The following is a 24,417-nucleotide window of genomic DNA, read 5'->3' on the forward strand; positions in this document are numbered from 1 at the left end:
CAATTACCTAATTTTCAGGGAAAAAGTACCTGAATTTTCGCCCCGGTCCCTCCAATGGCTGGCACTTTTTGAGGTCAAAAAAGTCTAAAAGTCTTATCCAACAAGGTTTTTAGATTTATTCAGCCAACCCTATTTAAAGAGCAACCGCCACCTTGATGGGCTGCTGGCGTATCAATAGCGATTCTCGTCCACAAAAACTAGACGAGAAACATCATGACAAAGAGTCTCTAAGAAAAAAAGATGTTAGCGATAACATCTTTTTGGCATTTTTTACAATTTAACTTCAATATCAACCCCTGCGGGTAAATCTAATTTCATCAAAGCATCGATTGTCTTAGAAGAGGGTTGGTAAATATCAATAATGCGGCGATGGGTGCGGGTTTCAAAATGTTCACGGGAGTCCTTGTCAACGTGAGGGGAACGCAGGACACAATAAATCTTTCTTTTTGTCGGTAGGGGAATCGGTCCGATCGCTGTGGCGTTAGTTCTATTGGCAGTATCGACAATCTTCTCACAGGAAGTATCGAGTAAGCGCTGGTCAAAAGCTTTCAAACGAATGCGAATTTTCTGTTGTTGTAGCGTAGCCATAATTTCACCTATTGCAATTGTCAAGGTACAAAATAAAGACAGTAACGGAGCAGCTTTTAAATTCACTGCCCCGTTAATTAGTAGATTAGCCTACTTGATAATTTTCGAGATAACTCCAGAACCGATGGTGCGACCACCTTCGCGAATAGCGAAGCGCATACCCTGTTCAATAGCGATCGGGTTGATCAGTTCCACGGTCATTTTGATCCGGTCTCCCGGCATGACCATTTCTACAGTGCTGCCATCATCGGCGGTGTAGTCTTGGATAGTACCAGTTACGTCGGTTGTCCGTACATAGAACTGAGGACGATAGTTTTTAAAGAAAGGAGTGTGACGACCACCTTCTCCTGCAGTTAACACATACACCTCACCTTCAAACTGGGTGTGGGGTTTGATTGTACCCGGTTTAGCGATCACCATGCCGCGCTCGATGTCGGTTTTTTGGATACCACGCAGGAGGATACCCGCGTTGTCACCGGCCATCCCTTGCTCAAGACTTTTCTTGAACATTTCGATCCCGGTGACGGTGGTGGGGCGAGTTTCTCTGATCCCGACCAATTCCACGTTATCACCCACTTTCACAATACCGCGTTCGATCCGACCGGTAGCCACCGTCCCCCGACCAGTAATCGAGAATACGTCTTCTACCGCCATCAGGAAGGGTTTATCGATATCCCGTTCGGGGGTGGGGATATAGCTATCTACCGCTTCCATTAATTCATAAATTGCGTCCACCCACTCGTTATCGCCTTTTTGGGCCTTGGGATTTTTGGTCATGTAGTCGAGGGCTTCTTTCGCAGAACCGGCAATAATGGGGATTTCGTCGCCAGCAAAGTCGTAACTGGTGAGAAGTTCGCGTACTTCCAGTTCTACGAGTTCCAGTAACTCCTCATCGTCCACCATATCTTTTTTGTTGAGGAAGACCACCAGGTTAGGTACACCCACCTGACGAGCCAGCAGGATATGTTCCCGGGTTTGGGGCATCGGGCCATCGGCGGCCGAGACCACGAGAATACCACCGTCCATCTGTGCCGCACCGGTGATCATGTTTTTTACATAGTCGGCGTGGCCGGGGCAGTCCACGTGTGCATAGTGGCGATCAGCGGTTTCGTACTCAACGTGAGCGGTGTTGATGGTGATCCCGCGGGCTTTTTCTTCGGGAGCGGCATCGATTTCATCGTATTTTTTAGCTTGGGCATTACCCAGAGCCGCTAGGGTCATAGTGATAGCGGCGGTGAGGGTAGTTTTGCCGTGGTCAACGTGACCGATCGTACCGATGTTAACGTGAGGTTTCGTCCGTTCAAATTTAGCGCGTGCCATTTACTTTCTGTTCCTTTGTTTTTTTTTCTTCTTCAGCCGGGTGAACAGTAATCAGTCACCAGAGATCAGTTTTAAGTTAGCAGTTATTAGGGTTGACCGATCGAATTTAAATGATCGGTTTATCCCCACTGCTCACTGGTCACTGGCAACTGATTAACCGTTCCCTTTACTTTTGGTGATAATCGCCTCAGCCACGTTGCGGGGGACTTCTTCGTAATGGCTAAATTCCATGGTGAAGATGCCCCGTCCTTGGGTTTTAGAGCGAATATCAGTGGCGTAACCAAACATTTCCGCTAGGGGAACTTTAGCGGACACTTTGGCGATGCCGGCCTCGGTTTCTTGACCTTCGATTTGTCCCCGACGGGAGTTAAGATCACCGATGACGTTACCGATGAAGTCTTCGGGTACTTCCACCTCGACCTTCATCATCGGTTCTAGGAGAACGGGAGAAGCTTTCATCACCGCTTCCTTGATCGCCATGGAACCGGCAATCTTAAAGGCCATCTCGGAGGAGTCCACATCGTGGAAAGAACCATCCACAAGGGTTGCTTTCAGGTCGATAACGGGATAACCCGCTACAATCCCCGATTCGCAAGCTTCTTTCATCCCTTGTTCTGACGGGTTGATGTATTCTTTGGGGATAGCACCACCGACAATTTTGGAGACGAAGACAAAGCCTGACCCCGGTTCACCCGGTTCCAGTTCGATGACGACGTGGCCGTACTGTCCTTTACCGCCACTTTGACGGATAAATTTACCCTCGGCCCGTACAGGTTTCCGCACGGTTTCCCGATAGGCAACTTGGGGAGCGCCCACGGTTGCTTCGACTTTGTATTCCCGCAGCATCCGATCGACGAGGATTTCCAGGTGCAGTTCTCCCATGCCGGCGATTACCGTTTGATTGGTTTCGGGATCAACTTTGACCCGGAAGGTGGGATCCTCATCGGAGAGAGCTTGCAGAGCTTTGCTGAGTTTCTCGATGTCCTGTTTGGTTTTCGGTTCCACCGCCACGGAGATAACCGGTTCGGGGATAAAGAGGGATTCTAGGATAACTGGGTTTTTCTCATCACAGAGGGTATCCCCGGTAATGGTGTTTTTCAGTCCGATCGCCGCTCCTAAATCACCGGCGCGCAGTTCATCCACTTCGATCCGTTCGTTGGATTTGAGGACGATCAGGCGAGCGATCCGTTCTTTGGTTCCTTTGGTGGAGTTGTAGGCGTAGCTGCCTTTGGCTAACACACCGGAATAGACCCGTAGGAAGGTTAAACGACCGAAGGGATCAGCCATGATTTTGAAGGCGAGAGCGGAGAAGGGCGCATCGTCCTTGGCTTCCCGGATGGCCTCGCTGCCATCGGGAAGAATTCCTTTAACGGCGGCTACCTCCGAGGGCGAGGGTAGGTAATCTACCACGGCATCAAGGAGCAGTTGTACCCCTTTGTTTTTGAAAGCCGAGCCGCAGAGGACGGGAACAATCGTACCAGCAATCGTCCCTTCCCTGAGACCGCGTTTGATTTCGGCTTCGGTGAGTTCTTCACCTTCTAGATATTTTTCTAGGAGTTCTTCATCCGCTTCCGCTACAGCCTCCACCAGCTGCACGCGGAATTCTTCGGCCTTTTTCAATAAGTCTTCGGGAATGTCGGTTTCTTCTATGTCTTTGCCTAGATCGTCCTTATATATATAGGCGCGCATCTTGACGAGATCAACGATCCCGCTCAGTTCGCTTTCTGCACCGATCGGCATTTGGATGGGAACGGCGTTAGCTCTAAGGCGATCTCTTAATTGTTCGTAAACTTTGAAGAAGTTCGCTCCCGTTCTGTCCATTTTGTTGATAAAGGCAATCCGGGGTACTTTGTACCGATCGGCTTGTCTCCAGACGGTTTCCGATTGGGGTTGTACACCACCCACAGAGCAGAAAACCGCCACCACGCCATCGAGTACCCGCATGGAACGTTCCACTTCAATGGTGAAATCGACGTGGCCGGGGGTATCGATGATGTTGATGCGATGATCTTGCCAACTGGTACTGATGGCGGCGGCGGTGATGGTGATTCCCCGCTCCCGTTCCTGTTCCATCCAGTCGGTAATTGCCGTTCCGTCGTGGACTTCGCCCAGTTTATGGGCGACTCCCGTGTAGAACAGGATTCTTTCTGTTGTCGTTGTTTTGCCCGCGTCTATATGAGCGGCGATTCCGATGTTTCGCACTCTCTCTAGCGGGATAGTCCGTGCCACAGCAACCTCCTTGCTTTGCTTGCCAGTGATGGGATTTTGTTCTAGGATTTTTTACACTATTTACAATTCTATACTTTTCTTGACAGTTTTTTGGCGGCAGCGGTGTAGTCCACCGCCCTTAAAGTATCTTTAAAGTATCTTTTTAGTAACGATAGTGGGCAAAGGCTTTGTTTGCCTCTGCCATCCGGTGGGTTTCTTCCCGTTTTTTGATCGTGCCGCCGGTTTCGTTGGCCGCATCCATGATCTCGTTAGCTAGTTTACCAGCCATGGTTTTGCCGCCTCTGGTTCTGGCATAATGGACTAACCAGCGTAGTGCTAATGTACTACCACGGTTGGTGCGTACTTCCATCGGCACTTGATAGGTGGCTCCACCGACCCGGCGGGCTTTCACTTCCACTAGGGGGGTGGCGTTTTTAACGGCTTTTTCAAATACTTCTAGGGGTTCTTGACCGGTACGTTCGCCGACGGTTTTCAGGGCATCGTAAACGATGTTAGCGGCTAGGGATTTTTTGCCCGATCGCATGATCCGGCGGATGGTCATGCTGACTAAACAGCTATTGTAAACGGGATCGGGGGGAATAGGACGTTTTTTGACGTTTTTACGGCGAGACATCGGAATATTCCTGAATTTTCTAGGTTAACTTTAACTTTTGCTTGACAGTCGGATGATTACAGCCCATCTCAAACCCCCTCCTGCGAGTTTTCAGTCTCTTGGGTTAACTTTGACCGACTCGGTGGGAGTATTTTTTTGGTTAATCAATTCCCTGTTTATTTAGCGGCGGGTTTGGGGCGTTTGGTTCCGTACTTAGAGCGCGCCTTTTGACGGTTTTTCACCCCAGTGGCATCGAGGGTGCCGCGAATGATGTGATATCTGACTCCGGGTAGATCTTTGACCCGACCGCCGCGAATGAGGACGACCGAGTGTTCTTGCAGGTTATGACCGATGCCCGGGATGTAGGCTGTCACCTCAAATCCAGAGGTCAAACGTACCCTAGCGACTTTCCGTAGGGCTGAGTTGGGTTTTTTCGGTGTGGTGGTATATACTCTTGTACAAACTCCCCGACGTTGGGGGCATTGTTTGAGGGCGGGAGATTTGGTTTTTCTTTTCGCTTTGGATCTTTCGTCGCGTATTAATTGCTGAATGGTGGGCATGATAGGGCTGTATCTAAGGTTACTCTGAACTCCTATTACCGAAGGTCAAATCGTTGACAAAAGGTCATTATAGCAAATTGTTGCTGTTGTTGTCAAGTCCGCGATTGTGCTTTTCTCCGGTTTAGATGTTAGAGATTGTCTTTTTCTTGGGCGGCGGCGGCACTCAATTCGGGCGTTATTAGGCGATAAAATTACAGCTTCGTTGTTTTGGCTTGATAGTGCGATTTTAGCGATAATTATCACCTGATTAATCGGCCAACGTCTGAAAAGCTGTCTCTAGCTAACCTCATTTTCAGAACTGGTGTCTAGACTATTAGCTCTTAACGATATATTTAGAGCGTTTGTACTGGATGCAACCCAGGTGTGCTGCCATAAAATATTGTTAACCTTTGAGGTTAACAATATTACAAGGGTCATCTACAATGGATATTGTATTTAAGGAAAAAAAATTTGAGAACGAATGCAATAGCCAAAGACTACTGAAAAAACAGTATGGAGAGAAGATGGCTAAGAAAATCAGGCAAAGACTCGACGACTTAAAAGCAGTTATTGTCCTGGAGGAAATGCGATCGCTGCCGGGACGTTGCCACGAATTGTTATATAACCGTGCTGGACAACTATCTTTAGATTTAGTTCATCCCCTCAGACTAATTTTTGAGCCAGCTAATATACCGATTCCTCAAAAAGCAGACGGGGGAATTGATTGGAAGAAAGTAACCGCAGTCGTAATTATTGGCATAGATGACACCCATGACTAATACTATTGAGAACAGATATGCACCGGATTTTATTTCTCCACCGGGAGAAACCCTTGCCGAAATCCTAGAAGAAAGAAATATGTCTCAATCGGAACTCGCCCAACGCATGGGCAGACCAAAAAAGACTATCAATGAGATCATAAAAGGTAAAGCGGAGATTACTATCGATACCGCCTTACAGATAGAGTTAGTGTTAGGAACTCCCGCCAGTTTCTGGATAGAGCGCGAAAGACTTTATCGGGAATATTTAGCGAGAAAAAATGAGAATCAAAGATTAAAAGGTTATTTAGGCTGGTTAAAACAAATTCCTTATCGGCAGATGACTGAATTAGGCTGGCTCAAGTTTGATGAGGATAAAATAGAGCAATTACGAGAGAGCTTGAATTTTTTTGCCGTTGTCTCCCCTGAGCAATGGGAGGAGATTTGGGGGAGAAATTTATCGATTGATTTTAGAAAGTCTCAAGCATTTGATAGCGATCGAGGGGCAATAACAGCATGGTTACGTCAAGGAGAAATAGAAGCATCGAAAATTAATTGTGCTGATTACAACGAGTTGAAATTCAGAGATGCCTTGCGACAAATTCGTTCGTTAACTATTAAGTCTATCGAGGTATTTCAACCGCAAATGATCGAGCTTTGTGCGGCAGCGGGGGTTGCCTTAGCCTTTGTCCCTGAACTTCCGAAAACAAGGGTACACGGTGCTACCCGTTGGTTAGATTCTCACAGAGCTTTAATTCAATTGAGCGATCGATACAAAACAAATGATCATTTTTGGTTTTCTTTTTTTCATGAAGCTGGTCATATTTTATTACATGGGAAACGAACTTTATTTTTAGAGGGGCAAGATATTCAAGATACAATTAAAGAAAAAGAGGCGGATGTTTTTGCGGCTAATTTCTTAATTGATCCCAGAGATTGGCAGAGATTTATCGCCAATAATTCTCTGAATAGAAAAGCTATTAATCAATTTGCCGAACAACTAGGAATACACCCTGGTATTATTGTTGGTAGAATGCAACATGAGCAAATTATTTCTTATCAAAACTATAATGATCTTAAGGAGAAATATTGTCTAAATACGCAGAATTCCTTTTTGGTATTGACGAGCGACTCCCCAAAAGGAAAACTTCCTATCTCACCATTAAGATAACTGCTGTAAGCGGAGATTACTAAGGATAAATTTGGACATAATTGACAAAATTAGCATTAGAGACAGGAAATTGCGATAACATCAAAAAAAGTCAGGGAGAGGATAGCTATGCTCGATCTTGCGAAATTAGCGGCAAAAATGCCAGGAATCAGTCAACATTTTCAACAGGAAGTGACAGCTAGTCGCGAGCGCGTGCAACGGGCTAAAATTCTTTTAGAACAGGCTCAACAGCAACAGGAAAAACTGCTAGAACTCTATCATAACTGGCACGATCGCCTAATTTTCTCTGTCGCGCTACCGATCGAACCTCTCGACACCCGCGTTACTATCCTTCCCGCTCCCGAAAGTCATAGCGTTTTTGCCACGGATGGTTCCCAGATTGCCCCTTCCCACCACGAAATCGCCTACTGTTATCTAATTAATATCGGTAGGATTATGTTGCACTATGGTCAAAATTTGCACCCGCTCCTCGATAGCATTCCCGAAGTCTATTACAAATCAGAAGACCTCTACATTTCTAAACAGTGGGGTATTCGCGTCGATGAGTGGATGAGTTATCGTCGCACGGTATTAGAAAGCCAAATGTTAGCGGAAATGGCTACTCGTTGGGTAAAACCCCCCGGCGCCCATTATGAACCAAATTTAGCCCTTGTGGATGGTTCTTTGATCTATTGGTTTATCGATAGTCTCCCCCCGGAAGCAAAAGATTTAATTTTGCCACCGATTTTTCAGTCTTGGGACGATTTGCGCTCGGCTAAAATCCCGCTTATAGGTTATATTAGTGCTTCTCGTAGCACGGAAAGCTTAAATTTCCTGCGTTTACAATCTTGTCCCCATGATACTCCCAATTGCTTGATCAATTGCGGTGATTTAGACCCAGAAAAAACCCCCTGTCGCGTTGTCGATCCTCTCCGGGATGCTTCTCTCTGGGGTTATTTATTGGAACCGGGGCAAAGAAGTCCTTTTTGGCGCAGTTCTTTGAAGATACTCGATCTTTATGGGGATGAACATCGCATTTACTTCTGTTATCTCCATGTGGGGACGGAAATCGCTAGGGTAGAGGTTCCTGCTTGGGTGGTGGAGGAGCGAGAATTACTCGATCGCTCTTTGAGTATTTTACTGGCCCAGGTGTTAAAAGGTTATGGTTATCCGATCGCCTTAGCGGAAGCGCACAATTTAGCGGTGATTAAAGGTGGCGATCGCTTGCGTTTTTTTGCTCTTTTGGAACAACAAATGATTAAAGTCGGTTTACAGGATGTGGGAACATCTTATAAGGAAGCGAGAAAGCGCAGTAGTATCGCTTGATTGAGGAGGCAGCAGATGGGGAGTGGTATACTAAATCCAGTTATTGCATGAGTGCCTCTCCTGATATGTAGCCTATACTCAAGGGATTTAGTATTACTTCCGATTTTATCGCTCAATCCAAGCTTTTGGGGGGTTCTACCCCCCAAACCCCCCGTTGGGGGCGTGGCGCGGTCACTGAGCGTGTCGAAGTGCCGCCCCCAAACCCCCCGCGCATTAGTTTTTCGGTGGGATGCTTACACGCAGCTGCTGACACATCTGTAATAATTTAAGAGTCACTCCACTTCCATGAGTGCCTCTCCTGATATGTAGCCTATACTCAGCGGATTTAGTATCACTGATAACTGATAACTGATAACTGAAAAAGGTGGGAATTACCCACCTTAAACTTGATTTTTGCTGAATTTTTCTAGCGACTGCTACGATCTTGATCCAAGACGCTGACGGGGAAATTATTATAACTAACGTGATGTTTGCTGGTTTTTTGAATTTCTTCTTTAATTTGATCTAGATCAACATAGCGATCGGCTACATTAATTAAACTATCACTGGTCATCGATCGCAAACTAACCACTTCCACTCGCGCACCGCGGTAACTGACGGAATCGGCAGCATAGGCTAAATCCCCATCACCACTGACAATTACTGCGGTATCATAGGAACCCACTAGCGCCATTAAATCCACGGCGATTTCCACGTCCAGATTGGCTTTTTTGGAACCATCGGGCAATTGTACTAGATCTTTAGCGATGACTCGATAGCCGTTGCGACGCATCCAGAGGAGGAATCCCTGCTGTTTTTCGTTAGTGCGATCAACTCCAGTATAAAAGAAGGCGCGCAAGAGACGAGAACCGGCAGTTAAACGACAAAGTAATTTGGTGTAGTCAATTTCGATACCTAATTGCAGAGCCGCATAAAATAAATTAGAACCATCGATGAAAATCGCCACACGACCGCGATTTTCTAGCACTTGTTCGGGGGTGAAGACTGGGGCTGTGTCATAATCGTCAAACATTTTATTTTTCCTCGTTTGTTAAAAGTTTAGTGTTGATTGTTTGCCAGTTGTGTCCCAAAGGACAACAGACCTTAAAAAATAGAGTTATTAAAAAATTCCTTTAGGAATCGTTTAACGGCAGTTCTAGTTTAGAAAAGATCGGTTCAGGTGTTCCTAGTTGTGGATTTGTGGGTAATCCCCATTGACAGTGTTGGGAAAAAGAGACACCATCAGGGAAGTTTTCCCCATCCTCCGACCTGAAAGTATTAAAATCAATAACAAAACCTAGTTGTTGATAAATTTTACTGCTCAAGGTCGGTATTATCGGTGAGAGTAGGTAGGCAGAGAGTCTTACTGATTCCAAAACTGCGTAGAGGACTTGTTCTACCGCTGCTTGTTGTTTCTGTTTAAATAAACTCCAGGGCGCACTCTCATCGATAAACTTGTTACTAGCGCGAATTAACGCCAATATTTCCTCACAGGCTTGATCAAATTGTAGCGCATCATACTTCTGTTCAACAATGCCTCCTAAATTGATCCCCATATTCTTAAGGTGATTATCGTTGGGGATATCTACGCCAGTCAACTGGGGGGGGATATTTTGGCAGTATTTTTTGACCATGCCTAGGGTGCGATTGAGGAGGTTGCCTAAATCGTTGGCTAAATCTGCGTTAAGAATATTAACAAATCTGGTTTCCTGAAAATCGCCATCCTGTCCTAATTCAATCTCTTTAACGAAATAGTAACGGACGGCATCGGCCCCGTAGCGATCAACTAAATCGAAGGGATCGAGGGTATTACCGAGACTTTTGCCCATTTTCCGCCCGTCTTTGGTCAAAAAGCCATGGCCGAACACTCTTTTGGGCAAGGGTAACCCCGCCGACATTAGCATAGCCGGCCAATAAATGGCATGAAACCTTAATATATCTTTACCGATCAGATGCAGATCGATCGGCCACCATTTGGCCAAGGCATTTTCTAGGGTGGGTTCGTCTTCGGGGTCGAGAAGGGCGGTAACATAGCCAAGAAGGGCATCAAACCAAACGTAGATGGTATGCTGACCATCGTGGGGAATGGGAAACCCCCAAGCCACATTAACCCTAGAAATGGAGAAGTCCTGTAGTCCCTGGTTGACGAAGTTGAGAACCTCATTACGTCGGCTTTCCGGTTGAATAAAATCGGGTTGTTCTTGGTAAAGTTGTTCTAGTTGTGCTTGGTATTTAGAGAGACGGAAAAAATAGTTTTCCTCGTCGCGCCATTCGGCGGCCAGATTAGTATGAATGGGACAACAGCCATTATCTAACAGTTCTCTTTTTTCCTTAAATTCTTCACAGGCGACGCAATACCAACCCTGTTGGCGATCGAGATAGATATCGCCCTTTTCCCAGACTCTTTCAAAAAATTCGTTAACAATTGCCTGATGACGGGGGGCAGTGGTGCGACTAAAGCGATCATACTGGATGTGTAGCTTTACCCAGAGATTGGCAAAACTGGTGACAATGCGATCGCAGTGTTCCTGGGGATTGAGTCCTTTGGCTGCCGCGGTTCGTTCGATTTTCTGTCCGTGTTCGTCGGTCCCTGTAATTAGGAGAACAGAATTCCCCTGTAACCGCTGCCATCGTGCCATAACATCCGCTACGATCGTTGTGTAGGCACTACCGATGTGAGGGATATCGTTGACATAATAAAGAGGTGTTGTTAAAGCAAATGTTTTTCGCTCATTTAAATCATTCATGAAATTTATTTTTTTAAATAGACGAGGCTGCCCCGAGGCTGATCCGTAGATGATTGGGACATAATCCCTTATATTTTATGATCCTCTAATTCTGTTTTATCCTTTAGTTGTAGTCTAAGTCAATAAAAACAATCTTAAGGCCGATTTTTTTTTTCCATGAAGCTGCTTACCCCCCTATCCACCTCTCGTTTAATTCTTGATACCACGCGCACGAGTCTGTTTACCGTCGGTCAAGAAAATCTACCCGGCCAAGGAGTGGCGATCGTGGTAAGTAACCATCGTAGCTTTTTGGACGCGCCGATCTTAATTCAAGCTTTGGGCAAAACTCTCCCGATCGCCTGTCATCACTACATGGGAAAAACGCCACTTTTGCGGGAATTAATCGGAGAATTGGGCTGTTTTCCCTTTGATACCCCCGAAAAACGCCACCGGACTTTTTTTCGGCAAGCAACGGATTTTTTACAGTCCGGACGATGGATCGGTTTATTTCCAGAAGGTGGATCGCCGATGTTAAATTTGACTGCTACTCGTCAAATTAGCCGTTTTCAGAGCGGATTTGCCCATTTAGCCCTGCGTTGTCCCGTGGAGAATTTATTTGTCTTACCTGTGGCTATTCTCTCCGAGTCGGAAACTGTTATTAGTCCTTTTCCCGTGCGTTTGCTGCGCTGGTTAGATACCACAGAACCTTTATTCGATCAAGATGGTTGGCATCCCGTTGTCTTTTATCATCGTGTCAAGGTGGCGATCGGTCGTCCCTATGGAATTACTGAGAGCGATCGCTCAGATTATCAAGGTAAACAAGGAAAAAAAGCCCTTAATCGTTTAATTGGTCATTGTCAGTCGGAAATTAGCGATTTATTGCTGAAAGGCTAACGAAGTCAGTCCCGATGCCAAAGTTGACACCGCCAAGCATGAAAATATTCTGATTGACGAATTTGCGTTATTTCAGCTTCTATTTCCAAATCAGTGCCTCTCCTGATATGTAGCCTAGACTCAAGGGATTTAGTATTACTTCTGATTTTATCGCTCAATCCAAGCTTTTGGGGGGTTCTACCCCCCAAACCCCCCGTTGGGGGCGTGGCGCGGCCACTGAGCCTGTCGAAGTGCCGCCCCCAAACCCCCCGCGCATTAGTTTTTCGGTGGGATGCTTACACGCAGCTGCTGACACATCTGTAATAATTTAAGAGTCACTCCACTGGCATGATCTCCTCTCCTGATATGTAGCCTATACTCAATGGATTTAGTATGATTGACGAATTTGCGTTATTTCAGGCTCTATTTTCTAGTCAGGAGACAGGAGACAGATTTTTTTCTCCCCACTTCCCCACTTCCTAATTGATAATTCATACTCCTTTTTCTTATTGCGCTAATATTCTGACTAGCTCTGCTTTCTTCATCTTGCTTAAACCAACGATTCCCTTTTCTTTGGCTAGAGTCTTTAATTCGGAAACAGTCTTGAGTTTGAGAGTTTCTTCTGAAAACTCCTCAATCACTGCATCTTGTTGAGATTGAGGAGTGAGATAAAAGACAGTTTTGAGTAAATCTAATCCCTTCCCTTTTGTAATTCCACACTTGAGGGCAACAATTGAATCTAAACTCTTCCAGAATTGACGGGGAGCCTCATCAATCCTAGCAGTAGCAGTAGCTAATTTAACTGTTTTCAGTGGGCTATTCGGTTGTTCAATTAAGAACTGTAAAGCAGATTTAATTTCTTCTCTTGAAGCTGTTGACAGATTTAGTTTTGGGGTTTCTTCTCTTGCCAAAGCTCTGGATATATTCCTAGCATCTTCTGTTCCATCGGCAATAATACACCAAATTCTTTCTAGTCCAGCCCTTTCAGCCACAGCATAAACAAATGAGTTGCCGATAACTTCATAGCGATCCTCTGATAATTCTTTGACGATTACAGGCAGCCAATTGCGTCCACCTGTCTGCTGTAATAGTTTGGCAGCAACTTCAATTAAAAAACTATCAGCATCTGTCCCATTAGTAATTTCTATTTCATCTAAGTAGAGATACTTCAAAGTACCAATATCGGTATATTCCATCATTGTAAAAAATACTCCTTTGCTAAGTCTTTGTAATAGTCATGAGCGGAACGATTTTTATAAACGGCTGGCACGCGCTCAAAAGCAGCACTGGCTATAATAGCGTATTCTGGCAGGTGATGAATATGTAAATCTTTTTTGGCATTAGTATATCTGGGATAAAAATAGTGTACAAGGTTTTTGTCATTTTTTAGTATTTGATTAATTTCTTTTTGGGCAAGCTGTAACTGTGGTTGAGTAATCTTCTCACCGTTGAAAAAAATTGGTAAGGCTATGGGAGTCCCATCTTTTTTTGATTTTTGCATTTCCGGCAGAAACTCCTTGATGGCAGTGGCTGCATTATTAAGGGAGAATGAATTGTTATGTTTTGTGGGTAAGAGGACAACATCGGCAGCATAAACAGCCAGCTGGCTAGTAAATCGCCAATTGGGAGCTGCATCTATAAAGATGTAATCATATTCATATCTAGCTAAGTCTAATTTTCTATGGAGAGTGGATATTTTCATTTTAGAATGATAGTCAAATTCCGTCAGCCCTGCTATTTTAGGATCAGCAGGAACAACATCGAAGGTAATTTGTAGTTTTGTATTCTTAAAAATATAAGGAATAATCACTGATTTTAGATCAATATTCTTATCAGTTAAAGCCTCTTCTAGTAGTCCATTTTGTGGTTTTATGTTTAGGAGAGAGCCAGTTAAATCTCGTTGATTAAAATCAAAGTCTAAAACTAGAACTTTTTTACCTAAAAAAGCAAGAATAGCCGCAAGATTTACGGTGGTGGTGGTTTTGCCTACACCGCCTTTATTATTGTAAACAGTAACCGTTAATGCTTTGGGAGTATTGTCAATTTTTGTCTTGATCAGAGCTACAGTATCATCAATGTTCTCAGGGGTTAGCTCTATGCAAGTAGTGGCAGGAAAAATGGTTTTACCATGTTTTCTAAATAACTGGATGTGTGAACTATTATTGATAATTCCCCATTGGGCTGCTTGACACTTAGTCCCTAATAACTGACGCTTTAACTGATTGACAGTTGCCTTATAACTTGGACTATTTTCAGTTAGGTTAATATCTCTACCCTTTAACTCTATCAGCAGAAAAGGATTACTCTTTGTATGCAGAAAAATATCGTTTGCTAGGTTTCTCCGAGTGGCAAAGTCGGTAATCCCACCGCCTCCCGTTTCGTACTGTGGGATTATCTCCGTGGTTGAAAATCCTAAATATGATATCAGGTAACGTGCAAAGTTGGTGCTAACGATCGCTTCCGACGCATCTTGAGGCAAATGCTGAAGATAAGATTTGAGACTTTTTACTTTGGGGGTGTTATCTTTCATTTGAGTTCACAAACTATAGACTAAAGTTAATGAATTGCTCTTTTTTTTGAGTATAACACCCCATTTCCTCAACCCCTAACCCATTATGGAAAAATTAACTAATCTCGATCGCATTGCTGAAGAAATTTTAGGTTTAATTCCAACAGAAACGGTTATCATTGCCGAATTTGACGGTGATAGTATTGATTATCGTGCGGGTGCGGGTAAAAATACCCAGGCAATTGTGGGCAAAAGGGGTGATATTGCCACGTCGGGATTGTGTACGGTGGTTTACCAGGGGAGTTGTCCGGTGGTGGTAGGACAAACCCTCGGAGATAATCGCATTCGTCAGGATATAGCGGTGGCTTTGGGGATAAAAACGGCTTTAGCTGTGCCAATTAGGGTTAATAATCGGTTATTTGGTGCAGTAATGCTTTTAAATCGTCTCGATGGTCAGGAATTGACCGATCGAGATAGTTTATTAGTGGAGGAATATCTGAACTCGCTACTCAGAGATGAGGGATAGAAGCGGTTGGGTAATCCAGTTGAATGCTACGGCGATTTGATGGTTAAGGGTAGGCAGACGGTAGAGATAGACTAAGCGACGGGTAAGATGGGCAAGGGGACCGGCTAATTCTAGTCCTAAACCGCTAATCGTAGCTTCATCGACTCCGAGGGTCAACATTTCGCCTAAAGGTTGATAACGGAAGGGTAAAGCTGGTTTATCGTGGAAACTCGCCCAAATATTCCAAGCGCAGTAGTCGGACTGTTGAAGGGCTACTTGGGCCGTGGCAGCGTATGGTTTATCCTCTTGGTCGCGACTATCGGCCGCATCGCCGATCGCGTAGATGCTGGGGTTTTCGACAGTTTGTAAATATTGATTAACTTTTAGTAATTTGCGCTCATTATGTGCTATGGGCAAATTAGCGAGCAGTGGGGAGGCGATCGGGCTAACGGTCCAGAGAATTAGATCAACGGGGATATTGTCGATCTGTCCTTTGTAGTCAAGGGAGAGGCGATCCGCTTGGATGTCGGCGACGGTGGTTTCGAGGTCTAACCAAACTAGACGTTTTTCTAGGGCTTTTTTGGCGGTGTCGCGGTTAAATTGGGTTGAAGGGCCAAGTATATCGCTATTTCTTTCGATCAGACGAATTCTTCCCCTTTCTCCGAGGCGATCGGCCAGCTTACAGGCTAATTCTACGCCGCTATAACCGCCCCCGATAATGGCGACCCGAATTTTATCGCGATCGGATTGTTCTAGGGTTTTAAGTCGATCCCGAAGACGATAGGCATCCTCTAGACTACGAAAAGGGATAGCGTGGGTTTTGGCCCCGGGTAGGAATTCAAGGGAGGATTGACCACCGAGGGCGATCACGAGGCGGTCATAGCATATATCGTTTTGATTGTCAAGGGTTATTTTATGATTATTAACATCTATCGCCGTGACGGTTCCCTGTTGGAAGTCAACGGGGGTATTAGCGAGCAATTCGCTGAAAGGGGGGGCAATTTCCCAGGATTGCAGTTCTGAGGTGACTAATTCGTAGAGAAGGGGAGAAAATAAAAAGCGATCGTTTTTATCAATTAAGGTAATTTTGGGAGGGTGTTGATCGGTCCAAGGCAATTGACTCAAACGTAAAGCAGTATAGAGTCCACCAAAACCACCACCGAGAATACAAATTTTTGGGCTTGAGTCAGTCATATCGATCGCTGAGGGTTTTGTTTCTTATTTTGACACTCCCTGCCCTAAAATGGACGGGGATTCTCGGTGCAATGACTCCAGTTATCTTGACATCCCTAAAATTAGATTGGCAATCATAGTTTAATTATCTGCCCAGCCAAATCGTCAGCAAAGCCACAATTGTAGCCAGAAAAAGGATATGATTCATCCAATCATCGAAAGACCAATTTTTAAACATAATTTAGTTCCTTAAAATCGAGGCTTACCGCTCAACAGCTTACCTTAATTTCTAATAGAAGTGCTATCGGGGGCAGCTGGTTGACTCTGGCAATATATTAAGATTAGTTAAGGGCAGTAAAGGGATCGTTAAATCAATCATAAATTGTTATAGTCCATCTCCTCTAGAGCCTAGCATAGAGGGGAAGCCCCCTTAATCTCTAGGTAATTGTATGAATGGACTACAACAACAGATTATCAGTCTTGATCGGAAAGTCGATCATCTACAGGATATTGTCGAAAGCCTCAGCCAGCAAATTGCTATCCTAGCTGGGGATAAATCGAGTCGTTCCCCGCGAGAATCACTGGAAATGGTCGGTTTTTCCGAGTTATCCGATAATAGCCTCTACGATCATAAAGATATTCTCCGAGATCACGGTGGCAAACAGGCCCCGGCTGTCAATGGAGAAAATTCTTTTGCCGATGAAATCCAAATTCGCCGATTGACGGCACAATTGACGGCGGCTTACAATCGCATTGCAGCTCTCGAAGAACAATTACTCAGCTATCGCATCCATTCCTAGTTAATTTCTGCCCAGAGGATTGGTTAAACCGGGTGAGGTGGGATTAGTCGGCAAATTGGGCAAAGGATTGCTATTTTCTATTGTGGGATTGTTAGCCTCCCCCGATAGAGTCGCTAAAGCCACGCGATCGCCGCCTACCTGTCGCAGTAGGTCTAAAACCCCAACCACTTCGTTATAACTGGCATTTCTGGAGGCATTCAGTACCATCAGTCCATTGGGACTATATTGATGATAATTCTTGATTGCCTCGAATAACTGGAGGCGAGTCACCATCTGTTTTTCGACGTAGAGTTGTCCGAAATCATCGAGACTAACCACCAACATTTCCCGCATCGGGGTGGTAGCGGTACTAGCTTTCGGTAAATCAAGACTGATAGCCTGTTGGCGAGATAATCCCACTGCACCGAGAATAAAGAAGGTGAGAATACAGAAAATTACATCGATCAGGGGAATAATATTAACCTGCACATCCTCTTGAATGCGGTGTTGCTCATGCCATAATTTGAGCGGACGAGCCGTAATATGGCTACTTTTTGGCTTTTTGTGGTTAAGAGATTTAGTTTCGGCCATGGCTGATAAGGGAGAGATTTAGCGTTCGAGAGGTTTTTCTAGGTTAGCACTGAGGGCGTATTGTTGGTCTTCCCCATCTAGCCAACGTTGACGGTAGATAATTTCTAAATCACTGCCAGCCTTGCGAAAAATTCTAGCTTGATTGAACCAGAGTCCCTGAAAAATGCGATAGAAAGCGAGGCTAAAGATAGCGACAATTAAGCCGGTAGCGGTGGAAATTAAAGCTTCACTAATACCTAAAGTTACTCCGGCTGTGGAGGAAGTTCCCAGGTCACTCAGTTGAATATTGGCCAAAGAGGTAATTAAACCGAGTACCGTCCCTAATAATCCTAGCAGGGGGGAAAGGGCGATGACTGCTTCAAGGATTTTATCGCCCCGTTTCATTAAGGATAACTGTTCATCGGCAGCCGATTCGAGGGCAAAGTGAAAAACCTCTGGATCTGGATTTTCTAAGCGCAGGGGAGCATAAAGATAACTCCCGATGGGGTGATTGCGGGAATCTCTGGCGACTTTCGTGGCTAGATCCCAGTTACGGGTGGCCGATTCCATAATCCGGTTTAAAATCTGGCCTTCACTGAGGAGGGTGCGACTCCAAAACCAAATTCGTTCGATAATAGTGCTAAGAGCTAAAATAGACAGAAAAAGCAGCGGCCACATAGCCACTCCGCCTTTTTGGATTAAATCAGTTATACTCACGAGTTGTTTTGTCCCTCCAATACCGGGCGATCGGGTGATGATTATAGTTTAAGATTTAAGTCGATCAATTGAGATTTGACATTTATGGTTCTTACGCTGACTCAGAATACAGGATGAGATGGGGCTTTTCAAGGGGCCAGAAGATCTAAAAAGGCAAGAGTAAAATTAATATTAACGATTTCAGTAAACCTCTGGCATAATCAATTTTTAGTGGTTCAAAAACGTCAAAAATAAGGATTAAGTGGCATAAAGTATGTAAATAGACCATTTAATCGATTATTATTCGTTCTTAGTTCTCCGGACGAACGACTACTGGCCACTGACTCCTAATCAACCTCGACAATTTTTGATTTTTACAAGAGGTCTAATGATTGGCCCGACTCTATTTGAACCTAATTCTTGCCGGAGAAGTCCAAATCTTAGGTCTCTAGATATCGATTAGCCAATGACTATGAAAATCCTCGTCTCTAGGGCTTGAAAAACTTGTAGGGCTTCTATTTTCGGGTTAATCAAGGAAAATTCCCTCAACAGCACTTCGCTTAAACTATAGCGTTTTTCAGTCTGCTGAGGTACAAAAGTTATGGGTTTTAGGCAAAAGGCAAGAGGCAAAAGGGAAGAAAAATAGGTGTACCTCACTAGCTTAGGAAACGGTATATATTGGGACTAAGTGTATTAGAGTATATGTACTTGAGTCTATACTCTTTTGGGCTTAATCTAGTCCGCCTTAAGACTTGGTAGATTATTTTAACGCAAGTCCATGTTGCGGTTAATTTTGGGCTTTCGCTGCCGAAAAACTTGGCTAAGATTTTCCCCGATAATGCTAGGAATATTCAACTATTAAACTGGTGATCGATCCTGCCTTCCTAAAACTGTAAATTTGACAAAAACTGATAACTGACTACTGTTTTCGATTAAGCGACTAAGAGGAAATCGTTGGCTGTTAGGCTAGGATTACCAGTGAAAACTGCAAAATTAGCACCGGTTCCCAAACCCGCTGCGCCACCATTTTGGTTATAGAATAGATGACCAGTGCCACGACTATAAACAATGAAAGCATTACTAGCGGCAACTAAACTATTATTCGCAACGACGGCGAAATTACTAGCTTGACTAAAACCGTTACCAACCCCACTGGTTAAAGCGGCAAAAGTAGTTTTACTCAAGACAATTTTATCTTGATTAACTACGAAATCGCTGATCGTATTTACCCCAAAATCGCTGGCAACAAAAGCACGGATAGACCGGAATTCAAATCTGTCCACTCCCGCTGCACCGGTGAGGGTATCGTTACCCGCATTACCCGCGAGAGTGTCATTCCCTAAACCACCATTGAGGATATTATTGCCACTATTACCTGTGATGCGATTATTACCTGCGTTACCAGTGCCGTTAATCGGATTCGTGCCAGTCAGTTGTAGGTTTTCTAACCCATTTGTGAGGACGGTGCTGACATCGCTTTCGAGAGTATCGGTGATGGTGATCGTCGCCATCGCACGGGCGATCGTGGCGTTGACTGGGTTGGACAGGGTAACGGTAAAGGTTTCGTCCGCTTCGTTGAGGGTATCGTTAGCGATCGGGATGCGAATAAAAGCGGTGGTTGTATTGGCCGGAATCGTCAAAATTCCTGAGGACGCGGTGTAATCTGCGACCGCGATCGCCGTGCCGTTGGCGGTGGTGTAGTTGACGCGGATCGGTTCACCGAAAGGGCCGTTAAGACGGACGGGGATCAATGCGTTCGCTTCCAATCCCTCCAGGAAGATCAGGTTATCGATCGTCAGGGTCGGTAGATCGTCGTTGGCGATCGTTCCCGTGATGGCTTCCGTCGTCCCGCGGGTATAATCGACTCCTGGCGTGATCGCGAGAGAGACGGTTTCATTGGGTTCGATGAGCGCGTCGCCGACGGGATCGATGGTGATGATCGCCGTACTTGCGCCCGCGTTAAAGCGTACCGTTCCCCCAGTCGCGGTAAAAGTGAGCGCCCCAGTTTGGGTATAGTCGGTGGTCAAGGTTGCGGTTCCCGAGACACTGAAGTTCACCGCGAGGGGATTGGTGAGCGGGCCGCGACGGGTGAAGGTATAAACGAGGTTCGGTGTACCGTTCTCGGTGACAGTAGCTGGGGTGAGGGTTAGGGTAATATCCGATAGGTTCGGTAAACGACCGATCACGGTGTCGCCGTTGAGATCCATCTCGAAATCCCGCTCTAATTGTAATGCCGTCGGGGAGGTGGGGGCGATCGGAGCGTCATTTCCCGCAAACTGCCAGTCCCCGTCCATCGTCCAAAGTTCGAGCGCGTTCGTCGTCCTGTTTCGCCAGACGATCTGATTGATCCCGTTTAGCGTTTCCGCGCCGAGAATCTGTCGTCCAGGATTCGAGGTTTCCGTCAGGGGTGTACCGTTAATCGCCCCGATCGCCGTATCTCCTAAGCTCGTTCGGGCGTAGAGTCGGTTCAGGGTATCCCGGACGATCGCGACCGATCCCGCCGCTTCAAGGTTGCTGAAGGTCATACCGATCCGGCCGTCCCCGTTGGCATCGAACTGGAATTTTTTCTCTAGATTGTACGCATCTAGGGTATTTAATCCGTTTGTACTATCCCCGCCGAGCCAGCGCCAATTCGTATCGGTGTACCAAACCTGAAGATAGTTATTGCGGGTATTTTTCCATAAAATCTGGTTGAGTCCGTCGATCCGCTCGACTGCGAGTGCTTGCCAATCGGGATATTGACCGATCCGGAGCGGTGTATCCTCTAGGCTATAAAGCGGTAGGGTTTCTTCGCTTGATCCCGCGTAGAGACGATTGGCCGAATCGCGGACGAGGGTGATATTACTGCCGAGACTCGCAGGTTCGATCGCTGTGTAAACATCGTTATCGGTGAGGGTGATAACCGCGCCGCTCGTGGCTCCGAGGGTGTAGCCAGTTCCCTCGACGATCTGTAAAAGCACGACTTCGTTCCCCTCGATTGCCGTATCCTCGAGCGGGTTAATCGTGACGGTGGCGGTACTACTTCCCGCCGCGAAAGTAACTCTTCTGGTGAGATTACTGTAATCTACCCCGTTGGTAGCCGACCCAGCAAGGAGATAGTTCACGGTCAGCGCGTTCCCTATATTCCCGCTTCGGGTGAGGGTAAAAACGCCCGCGTTGGCCGGTTCCCCCGCACTGCCATCGCTAACAGCCACGGTGATCGTGGTTACGGGACCGGCAGGAACGAAGACAAAAACCTCGTCGCCTAGACTGATATAGCCTCTGACCCGAGCGATCAGTTCATCGGGTTCCCCCAAAGGTTTAATCAGGTAAATTTCCACGTCATTGCTGAAAGGGGCCTTCTGGACGAGATAGTCCGCTCGCGAACCGCGTAGTTGAATCCGATCGCCCTCGGAGAAATTAGCATCTTCGATATCGGCGTAATCTCCACTGCCCGAACTACTGGTACTACCGTCATCGTAGCCGCTCCAGTTCGCGTCACCGAGGATGAACAGATCCGCCCCCGCTCCCCCGTAGAGATCGTCCTGTTCGTTCCGTCCGGGGGTGGATGCGTTGGGGTTGACCCCGATCAGGCGATCGTTATCATCTCCCCCGACGAGGGTATCCCATCCCCAACCGCCGATCAGAAAATCGTTCCCGTCCTCCCCGAAAAGCGAATCGTTCCCGCTATTACCGTCGATGGTATCATCGCCGCCGTTGCCGCGGAGGCCGCCATCCCAGAAGGTCAAGCTAAAAAGAAAACTATCCGATCCCCAACCGCCGAGAATAAAATCGTTATCCTCCGTACCGAATAGATTGCAACGCTCGATCGAGATCAGCGTATCGACTTTATTGCCACTAATTACCATACCGTTACCTGTCACGGTATCGTAGGTCATGAAAACTGGGCTACCGGAAAAATCGATCGAGTAGGTATCGGTTCCCGCACCGCCATCGACGGTATCGTTTCCATTCGACGAGAACAATCGATCGTTTCCTGCGCCACCGAAGAGGTAATCATTGCCCTCCCCACTGTCAAGATCATCGTCCCCGTCACCCCCGTCAAGGTTATCGGCTCCATTGCCGCCGAAGAGATCATCGTTTCCCCCGTTGCCGTAGAGGGTGTCGTCGTGATTCTCGCCGTAGAGGTTATCAGCATTGTTCCCCCCGTAGAGTAGATCTTTATCCTCGCCACCGTAGAGAACATTATTGCCAGGGTCGCCGTAGAGGGTATCGACCCCATCGCCGCCGTATACCGTATCTCTTCCCTCGCCCCCGTAGAGGAGATCGTTATCGTCATCCCCGTAGAGAACGTCATCGCCGCCGTTACCGACAACGGTATCGTTTCCTTTTCCCCCGCTTACGTTGGGGTCGTTACCACCGCCACCGAGGAGGGAATCGTTAAATTCCGTGCCGATGAGAAGGAGGCGTTCTACAGAGATTAATAAATCTGTTTGATTCCCGACGATAATCCGCGGATTTCCCCCAGTACCGCCGTAGTCCATCGTTATCGCCGTCGGCAGACTATTGTAAGTAGTGTCGTAGAGATCGGTTCCTAAACCCCCGTTTAGGATGTCATTGCCGCTACCGCCGACGAGGATATCATCGCCGCCATCGCCGTTCACGACATCGTTCCCGATCCCACCGAGGAGATAATCGTTATCGGAACCGCCGTTGAGGATATCATCGCCACTATCGCCGGAGAGGGTATCGTTGCCCTGATTGCCGGAGATGGTATCGTTGCCCGCACCACCTTGAATATTGAAGTCGTTGCCCGACCCTCCGAAGAGGACATCGTTGAAGGAACTACCGATGAAGTTATCGAATTTCTCGATCGAGTAGAAAAAGTCCCGTTCGCTCCCGACGGTGATCGTCCCGTTACTCGACGTGATCGAGTAGGTCATCACTACCCGCGCTGCGGAGGCGTTATAGTCGGCGCGGTAGGTATCGTTCCCGTTACCGCCGTAGAGATAATCGTTTCCCGCGTCTTGGTAGAGAATATCGCCCCCTGCGCCGCCGTCAACGAGATCGTTCCCGTTACCGCCGATGAGAAAATCGTTTCCATCGCCTCCGTAGAGGGAATCGTTTCCCTCGTTGCCGTAGAGTTCGTCGTTGTCGCTTCCCCCGTCGAGGTAATCGTTCCCGTTCTTACCGTACACCGAGTCATCGCCGCCGTTGGTGAAAACCTTATCGTTGCCTGCGCCCCCGTCGATATTGTTATCGTTGGCGGTTCCGCCGAATAGATAATCGTCAAATGCGGAACCCAGAAAACCGCTAAAACTCTCGATCGAGGTAAAGGCATCTCTTTCTCCCCCCACTTGGATCGTCCCGCTCCCGGTCGCGATACTGTAGGTCATGATGACGTTGCTGATCGCGTTCCGATAATTGCCGATGAAGGTATCGGTTCCCCCCCCACCGTCGATGATGTCGTTCCCCGCCTCGGTAAAGAAGAAGTCGAATCCGTTGTCTCCGTACAGGGTGTCGTCACCCCCCCCGCCGAAAATTGTGTCGTTTCCGGCTAATCCCTCAATGATATCTGCGCTCGCGGTTCCCTGTAGATTATCGTCATTGTTCGTACCGACGATATCCTGCTTTTCGACCACTAGCCCTCGTCCGTCCACCACGATCGTCGCGCGATCGTCTTCTTCCCGCCATCGGTTCAGAATTTCGGGCGATAGCTCCTGTCCGAGTACGAAAGCGGCAAAAATCGCGCCCTCGTCTCCTTTTGTATCGATCGGGTTCAAAGAGCGATCAATCGCGTGACCGATTTCTTCGAGAAGAAGGTTCACCAATCCCTCGAAACTCGTCTGGCGATCAGCGATATAAATAGTATCGGTGGTGATCGAGTAAGCTCCGCGCGCGCCTGCTAAGCGATCAGCTGGGAGGACTAAGATCGCTGGTAAGTTGCTAAAATCTCCCTCTTGCCATTGAATGCGTAGGGTTTCCGCTTTGCTGGTGTCGTACTGATTGCCGAAAATTGCTGTTAAGTTTTGATAATAGGTTTCTGAATTGGCAAATTTAGCAAGAATGGCTTCTAGTCCCAATCCCATCAAGATATTGCCAGAATTAGCTGCGCTAGTCATGGTAAAAACTCCTTTTTGTTTGGCCTCTATTACTTGTTTCGGA

At 46.6% G+C, this 24,417-nt stretch carries 20 protein-coding genes; 7 read left to right on the forward strand and 13 right to left on the reverse strand.

Annotated elements, in window-relative coordinates:
• Positions 1-270 precede the first annotated feature (270 nt).
• The 5 genes from rpsJ to rpsL form a co-directional block, all read right to left on the reverse strand.
• Positions 271-588 carry a 30S ribosomal protein S10 gene (gene rpsJ, locus IM462_RS01705; RefSeq protein ID WP_002740287.1) on the reverse strand — a complete coding sequence of 106 codons (318 nt, stop codon included), beginning with the start codon at positions 586-588 and terminating at the stop codon, positions 271-273.
• 90 nt (positions 589-678) lie between these two features.
• Positions 679-1,908: an elongation factor Tu gene (gene tuf, locus IM462_RS01710; RefSeq protein WP_287701354.1), complete on the reverse strand. Its 1,230-nt coding sequence runs from the start codon at positions 1,906-1,908 to the stop codon at positions 679-681.
• A gap of 153 nt (positions 1,909-2,061) precedes the next feature.
• The gene (gene fusA / locus IM462_RS01715; RefSeq protein ID WP_287701356.1) at positions 2,062-4,137 is read right to left on the reverse strand and encodes an elongation factor G; all 2,076 of its coding nucleotides are present in this window, start codon (positions 4,135-4,137) and stop codon (positions 2,062-2,064) included.
• Between the two features lie 142 nt (positions 4,138-4,279).
• Positions 4,280-4,750: a 30S ribosomal protein S7 gene (rpsG, locus tag IM462_RS01720; protein ID WP_002739653.1), complete on the reverse strand. Its 471-nt coding sequence runs from the start codon at positions 4,748-4,750 to the stop codon at positions 4,280-4,282.
• Between the two features lie 155 nt (positions 4,751-4,905).
• Positions 4,906-5,289: a 30S ribosomal protein S12 gene (gene rpsL / locus IM462_RS01725; RefSeq protein ID WP_002740176.1), complete on the reverse strand. Its 384-nt coding sequence runs from the start codon at positions 5,287-5,289 to the stop codon at positions 4,906-4,908.
• A gap of 422 nt (positions 5,290-5,711) precedes the next feature.
• On the opposite strand from rpsL, the gene IM462_RS01730 reads away from it, so the two are divergent.
• The 4 genes from IM462_RS01730 (at position 5,712) to IM462_RS01745 (ending at position 8,771) form a co-directional block, all read left to right on the forward strand.
• The gene (locus tag IM462_RS01730) at positions 5,712-6,047 is read left to right on the forward strand and encodes a type II toxin-antitoxin system RelE/ParE family toxin (RefSeq protein WP_002758830.1); all 336 of its coding nucleotides are present in this window, start codon (positions 5,712-5,714) and stop codon (positions 6,045-6,047) included.
• Positions 6,040-7,197, forward strand: a complete 1,158-nt coding sequence (locus IM462_RS01735) for a HigA family addiction module antitoxin (protein WP_287701359.1) — start codon at positions 6,040-6,042, stop codon at positions 7,195-7,197. Before IM462_RS01730 ends, IM462_RS01735 begins: the two co-directional genes overlap by 8 nt.
• 108 nt (positions 7,198-7,305) lie before the next feature.
• Positions 7,306-8,502, forward strand: coding sequence for a DNA double-strand break repair nuclease NurA (locus IM462_RS01740; protein WP_287701361.1), 1,197 nt, complete (start codon positions 7,306-7,308; stop codon positions 8,500-8,502).
• 74 nt (positions 8,503-8,576) lie between these two features.
• Entirely contained in the window at positions 8,577-8,771 is a 195-nt protein-coding gene (locus tag IM462_RS01745) for a hypothetical protein (protein ID WP_287714793.1), read from the forward strand.
• A 137-nt stretch (positions 8,772-8,908) separates the two neighbouring features.
• Here the strand turns inward: IM462_RS01745 and IM462_RS01750 are convergent, their stop codons facing one another.
• Both IM462_RS01750 and metG read right to left on the reverse strand, forming a co-directional pair.
• Positions 8,909-9,514, reverse strand: a complete 606-nt coding sequence (locus IM462_RS01750; protein ID WP_002743578.1) for a LabA-like NYN domain-containing protein — start codon at positions 9,512-9,514, stop codon at positions 8,909-8,911.
• A gap of 100 nt (positions 9,515-9,614) precedes the next feature.
• A complete protein-coding gene (metG, locus tag IM462_RS01755; RefSeq protein ID WP_287700320.1) occupies positions 9,615-11,228 on the reverse strand; it encodes a methionine--tRNA ligase in 1,614 nt (537 codons plus the stop codon).
• A gap of 156 nt (positions 11,229-11,384) precedes the next feature.
• Between metG and IM462_RS01760 the strand changes: the two genes are divergently transcribed.
• Positions 11,385-12,101: a lysophospholipid acyltransferase family protein gene (locus IM462_RS01760; protein ID WP_287700322.1), complete on the forward strand. Its 717-nt coding sequence runs from the start codon at positions 11,385-11,387 to the stop codon at positions 12,099-12,101.
• A gap of 485 nt (positions 12,102-12,586) precedes the next feature.
• Here IM462_RS01760 and IM462_RS01765 read toward each other — a convergent pair whose 3' ends face one another.
• Both IM462_RS01765 and IM462_RS01770 read right to left on the reverse strand, forming a co-directional pair.
• Complete coding sequence (locus tag IM462_RS01765; protein ID WP_190722758.1) at positions 12,587-13,279, reverse strand: Rho termination factor N-terminal domain-containing protein; 693 nt, start codon at positions 13,277-13,279, stop codon at positions 12,587-12,589.
• The gene (locus tag IM462_RS01770) at positions 13,276-14,610 is read right to left on the reverse strand and encodes an AAA family ATPase (RefSeq protein WP_287700325.1); all 1,335 of its coding nucleotides are present in this window, start codon (positions 14,608-14,610) and stop codon (positions 13,276-13,278) included. Before IM462_RS01770 ends, IM462_RS01765 begins: the two co-directional genes overlap by 4 nt.
• 85 nt (positions 14,611-14,695) lie before the next feature.
• On the opposite strand from IM462_RS01770, the gene IM462_RS01775 reads away from it, so the two are divergent.
• Complete coding sequence (locus IM462_RS01775; protein ID WP_287700327.1) at positions 14,696-15,115, forward strand: GAF domain-containing protein; 420 nt, start codon at positions 14,696-14,698, stop codon at positions 15,113-15,115.
• Here the strand turns inward: IM462_RS01775 and IM462_RS01780 are convergent.
• Positions 15,095-16,288, reverse strand: coding sequence for an NAD(P)/FAD-dependent oxidoreductase (locus IM462_RS01780; protein ID WP_287700328.1), 1,194 nt, complete (start codon positions 16,286-16,288; stop codon positions 15,095-15,097). The two genes, IM462_RS01775 and IM462_RS01780, sit on opposite strands and share 21 nt — an antisense overlap.
• A 428-nt stretch (positions 16,289-16,716) precedes the next feature.
• Between IM462_RS01780 and IM462_RS01785 the strand changes: the two genes are divergently transcribed.
• Entirely contained in the window at positions 16,717-17,067 is a 351-nt protein-coding gene (locus IM462_RS01785; RefSeq protein WP_287700329.1) for a hypothetical protein, read from the forward strand.
• On the opposite strand, the gene IM462_RS01790 is transcribed toward IM462_RS01785, so the two are convergent.
• From IM462_RS01790 to IM462_RS01800, 3 genes are all read right to left on the reverse strand, one after another.
• Positions 17,068-17,637, reverse strand: coding sequence for an ExbD/TolR family protein (locus IM462_RS01790; RefSeq protein ID WP_287700330.1), 570 nt, complete (start codon positions 17,635-17,637; stop codon positions 17,068-17,070).
• Positions 17,638-17,655: 18 nt separating this feature from the next.
• Positions 17,656-18,294, reverse strand: coding sequence for a MotA/TolQ/ExbB proton channel family protein (locus IM462_RS01795; RefSeq protein ID WP_287700467.1), 639 nt, complete (start codon positions 18,292-18,294; stop codon positions 17,656-17,658).
• A 950-nt stretch (positions 18,295-19,244) separates the two neighbouring features.
• On the reverse strand, positions 19,245-24,374 hold the full coding sequence (locus IM462_RS01800) for a Calx-beta domain-containing protein (RefSeq protein ID WP_287700333.1): 5,130 nt from the start codon (positions 24,372-24,374) through the stop codon (positions 19,245-19,247).
• Positions 24,375-24,417 lie beyond the last annotated feature (43 nt).

It is taken from the genome of Microcystis sp. M144S2 (assembly GCF_020246065.1).
GTDB classification, from domain to species: Bacteria; Cyanobacteriota; Cyanobacteriia; order Cyanobacteriales; family Microcystaceae; genus Microcystis; species Microcystis ichthyoblabe_A.

Excerpts from the sequence above, each read along its gene's own strand:
- rpsJ (WP_002740287.1), bottom strand. The coding sequence starts at position 588 with ATGGCTACGCTACAACAACAGAAAATTCGCATTCGTTTGAAAGCTTTT.
- IM462_RS01760 (WP_287700322.1), top strand. The coding sequence starts at position 11,385 with ATGAAGCTGCTTACCCCCCTATCCACCTCTCGTTTAATTCTTGATACC.
- IM462_RS01780 (WP_287700328.1), bottom strand. The coding sequence starts at position 16,288 with ATGACTGACTCAAGCCCAAAAATTTGTATTCTCGGTGGTGGTTTTGGT.
- IM462_RS01775 (WP_287700327.1), top strand. The coding sequence starts at position 14,696 with ATGGAAAAATTAACTAATCTCGATCGCATTGCTGAAGAAATTTTAGGT.
- IM462_RS01785 (WP_287700329.1), top strand. The coding sequence starts at position 16,717 with ATGAATGGACTACAACAACAGATTATCAGTCTTGATCGGAAAGTCGAT.
- IM462_RS01740 (WP_287701361.1), top strand. The coding sequence starts at position 7,306 with ATGCTCGATCTTGCGAAATTAGCGGCAAAAATGCCAGGAATCAGTCAA.
- IM462_RS01765 (WP_190722758.1), bottom strand. The coding sequence starts at position 13,279 with ATGATGGAATATACCGATATTGGTACTTTGAAGTATCTCTACTTAGAT.
- IM462_RS01790 (WP_287700330.1), bottom strand. The coding sequence starts at position 17,637 with ATGGCCGAAACTAAATCTCTTAACCACAAAAAGCCAAAAAGTAGCCAT.
- IM462_RS01730 (WP_002758830.1), top strand. The coding sequence starts at position 5,712 with ATGGATATTGTATTTAAGGAAAAAAAATTTGAGAACGAATGCAATAGC.
- IM462_RS01770 (WP_287700325.1), bottom strand. The coding sequence starts at position 14,610 with ATGAAAGATAACACCCCCAAAGTAAAAAGTCTCAAATCTTATCTTCAG.
- IM462_RS01735 (WP_287701359.1), top strand. The coding sequence starts at position 6,040 with ATGACTAATACTATTGAGAACAGATATGCACCGGATTTTATTTCTCCA.
- IM462_RS01795 (WP_287700467.1), bottom strand. The coding sequence starts at position 18,294 with ATGTGGCCGCTGCTTTTTCTGTCTATTTTAGCTCTTAGCACTATTATC.
- rpsL (WP_002740176.1), bottom strand. The coding sequence starts at position 5,289 with ATGCCCACCATTCAGCAATTAATACGCGACGAAAGATCCAAAGCGAAA.
- IM462_RS01750 (WP_002743578.1), bottom strand. The coding sequence starts at position 9,514 with ATGTTTGACGATTATGACACAGCCCCAGTCTTCACCCCCGAACAAGTG.
- tuf (WP_287701354.1), bottom strand. The coding sequence starts at position 1,908 with ATGGCACGCGCTAAATTTGAACGGACGAAACCTCACGTTAACATCGGT.
- IM462_RS01800 (WP_287700333.1), bottom strand. The coding sequence starts at position 24,374 with ATGACTAGCGCAGCTAATTCTGGCAATATCTTGATGGGATTGGGACTA.
- rpsG (WP_002739653.1), bottom strand. The coding sequence starts at position 4,750 with ATGTCTCGCCGTAAAAACGTCAAAAAACGTCCTATTCCCCCCGATCCC.
- metG (WP_287700320.1), bottom strand. The coding sequence starts at position 11,228 with ATGAATGATTTAAATGAGCGAAAAACATTTGCTTTAACAACACCTCTT.